The organism is Staphylococcus sp. acrmy (assembly GCF_022690565.1).
Classification (GTDB): Bacteria; Bacillota; Bacilli; order Staphylococcales; family Staphylococcaceae; genus Staphylococcus; species Staphylococcus caledonicus.
Genome location: NZ_JALCVE010000008.1, coordinates 100,188 through 106,555, shown reverse-complemented (window position 1 = coordinate 106,555; position 6,368 = coordinate 100,188). Strand labels below are relative to the sequence as shown.

The following is a 6,368-nucleotide window of genomic DNA, read 5'->3' as shown; positions in this document are numbered from 1 at the left end:
ACACCTGTTCCCATGCCGAACACAGAAGTTAAGCTCCTTAGCGCCGATGGTAGTTGGATTTACGTTCCGCTAGAGTAAGACGTTGCCAGGCAAATATTGAGACCGAAAGGTCTCTTTTTTTATGTCTATTTTTAAGTAAAAGAAAACATATAAAACTCAAGCCGAAGGCAAAAAGAAAGTAAGTAAGAAAATAAGATTTATAAACTTCGGAGAGAATATGCCAGCGTCTATTTAGCTTTGCGAAGAGAAAGCGATTGAAGCTGATGAATTGAGAAAAGAGAGAAGCGAATTTAGTTGCGCTAAATGAGCCAACGAGAGACGAAAATGAAGAAAGATGCGAACGCTTGCCTCAAAGCAAAGGAAGCTCCATAGCGCCGATGGTAGCAGATTACGTTCCGCTAGAGTAGAGTATAATATTACTAAGCAAGTAAATTAAAAAATAAAAAACAAAGCAAACATTCCCGTAATGAATAATAAAAAATAAGAAGCCAGATATACATTTAAAATGTACACCTAGCTTCTCAGTAATTTATTCATCAATAGCACTTCTAAATCTATTGTTAAATCAATAATGAATATAGCATTTTATTTTCATTGATATAGATATTTGAAGGGTCAAAATGATTTACATTATTTTTTAGTTGAGTTAAATCTTCATGGTTTTTTAGTTGAATACCGATGATAACAGTACCAGTATTTTGCGATGATTTCTTTAAATATTCAAATTTAGTGATATCATCTTGAGGGCCTAATACATCGTTTACAAATTCCTTAAGCGCTCCAGGACGTTGTGGGAAATTAAGTATGAAATAATGTTTCAGAAGAGAACGCTCTTCAATTTCTTTCATACGGTTAATATCATTGTTACCACCACTAACAACACAAACAATGGTTTTACCTTTAATTTCGTTACGATAGAAGTCTAACGCAGCCACACTTAAGGCACCAGCTGGTTCCGCAACAATAGCTTGTTTTGAATACATATCGAGAATTGTAGAACATACTGCGCCTTCATCAACTTGGATATAGTCATTTACATTGTGTTTAGCAATATCAAATGTAATATCGCCTACACGGGCAACAGAGGCGCCATCTACAAATTTATCAATATGATCTAAAGTAACTACTTTATTATGAACGACTACAGATTCATACATACTACTTGCGCCTGCAGGTTCTACGCCAATAATTTGAGTATTAGGACTATATTGAGACATATAAGTACTAACCCCTGAAATTAAGCCGCCACCACCAATTGCTGCAAAGAGATAATCAAATGTTACATTATCTTGCTCCGCTTGTTCTAAGATTTCTTTAGCCAATGTTCCTTGGCCAGAAATAGTATTAATATTATTAAAAGGGTCGATAAACGTCATTTGATTTTTATCAGTATATTGTAACGTCTCTTTAAGACAATCATCAAATGTATCTCCAGTTAAAATAATTTCAACATTATCTGCACCAAAAAATTTAACCTGATTAACTTTTTGTAATGGGGTAGTAACTGGCATAAAGATTACAGCGTTTAAATTTAACGCCTTAGCTGTATAGGCTACACCTTGAGCATGATTTCCGGCACTTGCACAGGTAATACCTTTCGCTTTCGCATTATCATCTAATACTGAGATTGCATTATAAGCACCTCGTAACTTAAAAGAGCGCACCCATTGTAAATCTTCTCTTTTTAAATATACGTTACAGTCATATTTTTGTGAAAGATAGTGATCATACTGTAAAGGCGTTTCTTTTACAATATCTTTAATTCTTAAATAGGCTTCATCTATATCTTTAGCACTCACTGTCATCTTTACTGTCATAATATACCCATCCTTACTTCATTTTTTCATATTTTTCTATAAGTTCTTCATATTGAAGTGTAATTGCAATATCATCTAAACCATTTACCAATTTATTTTTCCAAGTTTCATCAATTGAAAAGTTAAATGTTTTATCTTTGCTAGAAACATTTTGGTTTGGTAAATCTACAGTTATTTCTTCCTGAGTTGCTAAATAATTTCTAGCATCCTCATCTAATACAATTGGTAACATCCCATTCTTAGTACAGTTCATGTAAAAGATGTCACTGAAACTACCAGCAATAATAATATTGAAACCATAGTCTTTTAATGCCCATGCAGCATGTTCACGACTAGAACCACAACCGAAATTATCTCCTGTAATTAAAATTGAAGCTCCAGCATATTGCGGTTTATTTGGATTAAAATCAGGATTGTCAGAGCCATCAGCTAGATAGCGCCATTCATCAAAAGCAAAGGGACCAAAGCCACTTTTAGTAATACGCTTTAAATGGGCTTTAGGAATAATTTGGTCAGTATCAATATTATCGTTGAGTAAAGGTACAATTTTTCCAGTATAAGTTGGGATAGGTTGGATATCCATAACTATACGACCACCTTTCTTACATCAACAAATTTGCCATGAATAGCAGCTGCAGCAGCCATAGCTGGAGAGACTAGGTGAGTTCTAGCACCTTTACCTTGTCGGCCTTCAAAGTTACGATTACTTGTTGATGCACAATGAACGCCCTCTGGAACTTGGTCTGGATTCATACCTAAACACATTGAACAACCCGGTTCTCTCCACTCAAACCCAGCATCTTTAAATATTTTATCTAATCCAATTGCTTCAGCTTCTTTTTTGACAGTACGTGAACCAGGGACTACGATAGCTGTAATATTAGGATGAACTTGTTTCCCCTCTACAATACGGCTTGCTTCAATTAAGTCTGAAAGTCTAGCGTTTGTACATGATCCTAAGAATACATAGCCTAAATCAATATCAGAAGCTGTTTGTCCAGGTTGTAAATCCATATAATGATATGCACGTTCATCGTTAATATTTTTTATTTCTGGAAAAGGACTATTCACTCCTACACCCATTTCTGGATTAGTACCCCAAGTTACCTGTGGTTCTAAATCAGTTACATCTAGTTCAATTACTTTATCGAAAATTGCATCCGCATCTGAATATAATTGACGCCATTCAAGAAGGGAATGATTATAGTTGTGAGCGTAAGGACGACCTTTAACATAGTCGAAGGTCACATCATCAGGCTGCATAATACCGTATTTAGCGCCACCTTCGATTGCCATATTACAAATCGTCATACGAGCTTCCATTGACAAAGATTTGATAGTTTCTCCAGTAAATTCCAGAGCATAGCCTGTACCGAAATCGACACCATACTTATTAATCAAATATAAAATAATATCTTTAGCGTAAACGCCAGGTTGAAGTTTACCGTTAATATCAATTTTTAGATTTTTAGGTTTAGTTTGCCAAAGTGTTTGAGTAGCAAAAACATGCTCAACTTCACTAGTACCTATTCCAAAAGCTATAGCTCCAAAGGCTCCATGCGAAGCTGTATGGGAATCACCACAGACGATAGTTTTGCCCGGTTGTGTGAGACCAGTTTCAGGACCCACCATATGTACAATACCTTGTTCATCTGAACCCATATCAAATATATGCACACCAAAATCTTTAGCATTCTTTTGTAATGTGGTAATTTGTTTATTTGCAATTTCGTCTTTAATATTAAAAATATCAATCGTAGGCACATTATGATCTAATGTTGCATAAGTTAAATCTGGACGTCTTAATTTACGATTCTGTAGTCTCAATCCTTCAAAAGCTTGAGGAGAAGTAACTTCATGAATCAAATGCAAATCTATATATAAAAGTTGAGGTTCACCTTCTTTTCCAGTTAAAACATGCTTATTCCAAACTTTATCGAATAGTGTTTGCCCCATAAAATTATTCCCCCTTTATTGATAATTGGCTTTTAAATGATTGAAGATTTCAGTAGTAGTACAAGTGCCACCTAAATCTTGCGTTGTTATACCTTTTCTAATTAAGTTGAAGACAGATTGTTCTAATTCTAATGCAGCATCTTCTTGTTCTAAACTTTCACGTAAACACATCGCAAGAGAAAGAACCATGCCGAATGGATTAGCGATATTTTTATTAGCGATATCAGGTGCCGAGCCATGTATAGGTTCATATAATCTTGGCCCTTCTTGACTAAAACTGGCAGAAGGGGACAAACCTAGTGACCCGGGGATAACCGAGGCTTCGTCACTTAAGATATCACCAAATAAATTTTCAGTAACGATGACGTCAAATTGTGTAGGATTTGTAATTAAATGCATGCTACACGCATCTACAAGTAAGTGATTTAGTTCTACTTCAGGATAGTCTTTACTTACTTCATTGATTGTTTTTCTCCATAATTTACTAGAAGCTAGTACATTCTCTTTATCTACAGAAGTTAATTTTTTCTTGCGATTATTTGCTAATTCAAATGCCACTCTAGCTATTCTTTCAATTTCTGCCTTGGTATAAGTAAGAGAATCTAATGCAGCAGTATCGCTAATTTGACGAGGTTCTCCGAAATAGATACCACTAGTCAATTCACGTACGATTACTAAATCGGTACCTTCTACACGTTCTTTTTTCAATGGAGAAAAATGACTTGTACCATCAGTAACTTTGGTTGGTCGGATATTAGCAAACAATCCTAGACCTTTTCGCAAAGCAAGTAGACCTTGTTCTGGTCGATTGTTAGGGTCAGTCCACTTAGGTCCGCCAACAGCGCCGAGTAAAATCGCATCAGCTTGTTCACAAGCAGTTAATGTTTCATCAGGAAGGGGAGTGCCATGTGAATCGATAGCTGTTCCTCCAATATTAAAATTCTTGAGGGTATAAGAAATATCATATTTTTTACTAATAAGATCTAATAGTTCTATACTACCGTTAAGAATCTCAGGACCAATCCCGTCTCCTGGTAACGCTACAATATTATATGTCATACTTGGGTGCCTTCTTTCTCAATGAATTCTGAAACATATTTTGCATGTGCTTCGACATAAGCTTTGCAAGACGCTTGTAAGATATCATGATCGATACCAATACCGTTGACTGGTTGACCTTCAATTTTAAGATCTACATGCACTTCAGCTTGCGCATCGGTGCCTTCTGTAACCGAATCAATTCGATAATCAACCAATTCACTCTTTTTTTTGAAAATGCGGTCAACTGCATTATAAATTGCAACAATAGATCCTGTACCAATACTTGAATCTTGATACGTATTACCATCTTTATCTTTAATAACAACTACAGCACTTTGTAATCCGTGTGATACAAATTGAAGTTGTAATGTTTCAAGATGATAAATTGAATTTTGTTCATGTTCAGAACCTTGAATTAGCGCGTGAATATCTCTATCAGAGACATCTTTTTTCTTATCAGCAATCGCTTTAAATTGCTTAAATAATGTGACTTGATCTTCTGCTTTGATATCATAGCCTAAAGATTTAAGCTTCTCACTAAACGCATGTTTACCTGATAGTTTGCCTAGAGGTAATTCATTTTTACTAATACCTACTAATTGTGGCGTCATAATTTCATAGGTTTCAGGATTTTTAAGTACACCATCTTGATGAATACCTGATTCATGACTAAAAGCATTTTGGCCTACAATCGCTTTATTTTTAGGCACGCGAATACCTGCATATCTTGAGATGATATCTGAAGTATTTTTAGTTTCAGCCAGGTTTAACTGTGTTTCAATACCGTAGTGATCTCGACGGACATAAAGCGCTAAAGCTAGCTCTTCTAAGGCAGTATTACCTGCACGTTCACCAATACCATTAACGGTGCCTTCAATACGTTCTGCGCCATTTTCAATTGCGGCTAAGCTATTAGCTAACGCCATACCTAAGTCATCATGGCAATGTGCACTATAAATCACTTTGTGTTCTGATTTAACATGTTCTAGTAAAGATTTAAAAATGAGGCCATATTCAGTTGGATAGCTATAGCCCACTGTATCAGGAATATTAATAATACTTGCACCTGCATCAACAGCTGTTTGAACACATTTAATTAAAAATGCAATATCTGTTCTTGACGCATCCTCTGGTGAGAATTGAACAACATCTAAGAATTGTTTAGCGTAGCTTACATGTTTGGTAATACTTTCTAAAACTTCATCTTGAGACATTTTTAATTTGTGTTCTAAGTGGATAGGTGAAGTTGCTATAAATACATGTACACGAGGGTGTATAGCATCTTTAGTTGCTTCATAGACTGCATCGATATCGGATTGTTTACAACGTGCTAATCCACAAACTGCTGTAGTAGTTAAAGCCTTAGATATTGCCTGAACAGATTTGAAACTTCCAGAGCTTGAAGCGGGGAAGCCAGCTTCAATGACATCGACTCCCCATTTTTCAAGTTGTTTAGCTATCTTTAAACGTTCATCAAATGAAAAACTCACACCTGGTGTTTGTTCACCATCTCTCAACGTAGTATCGAAAATTTGAATATGGCTCTTCATTTCA

5 protein-coding genes and 1 rRNA gene are annotated in these 6,368 nt (G+C 35.6%); 1 reads left to right on the top strand and 5 read right to left on the bottom strand.

The annotated features are described in order from the left end of the window. Positions 1 to 91 (top strand): 5S ribosomal RNA (gene rrf / locus FH144_RS09415); the annotation flags it as partial. 469 nt (positions 92 to 560) lie between these two features. Here the strand turns inward: rrf and ilvA are convergent. Genes ilvA through FH144_RS09390 form a run of 5 tightly spaced genes read right to left on the bottom strand, consistent with a single transcriptional unit; the run spans position 561 to position 6,364 of the window. Next, complete coding sequence (ilvA, locus tag FH144_RS09410) at positions 561 to 1,817, bottom strand: threonine ammonia-lyase IlvA (protein WP_242315380.1); 1,257 nt, start codon at positions 1,815 to 1,817, stop codon at positions 561 to 563. 13 nt (positions 1,818 to 1,830) lie between these two features. Further along, complete coding sequence (gene leuD / locus FH144_RS09405) at positions 1,831 to 2,400, bottom strand: 3-isopropylmalate dehydratase small subunit (RefSeq protein ID WP_242315378.1); 570 nt, start codon at positions 2,398 to 2,400, stop codon at positions 1,831 to 1,833. Between the two features lie 2 nt (positions 2,401 to 2,402). Beyond that, entirely contained in the window at positions 2,403 to 3,773 is a 1,371-nt protein-coding gene (gene leuC / locus FH144_RS09400; RefSeq protein ID WP_242315376.1) for a 3-isopropylmalate dehydratase large subunit, read from the bottom strand. Positions 3,774 to 3,788: 15 nt separating this feature from the next. Continuing rightward, positions 3,789 to 4,832: a 3-isopropylmalate dehydrogenase gene (gene leuB / locus FH144_RS09395; RefSeq protein ID WP_242315374.1), complete on the bottom strand. Its 1,044-nt coding sequence runs from the start codon at positions 4,830 to 4,832 to the stop codon at positions 3,789 to 3,791. Then, positions 4,829 to 6,364, bottom strand: coding sequence for a 2-isopropylmalate synthase (locus FH144_RS09390; protein WP_242315372.1), 1,536 nt, complete (start codon positions 6,362 to 6,364; stop codon positions 4,829 to 4,831). Before FH144_RS09390 ends, leuB begins: the two co-directional genes overlap by 4 nt. Between the last annotated feature and the right edge of the window lie 4 nt (positions 6,365 to 6,368).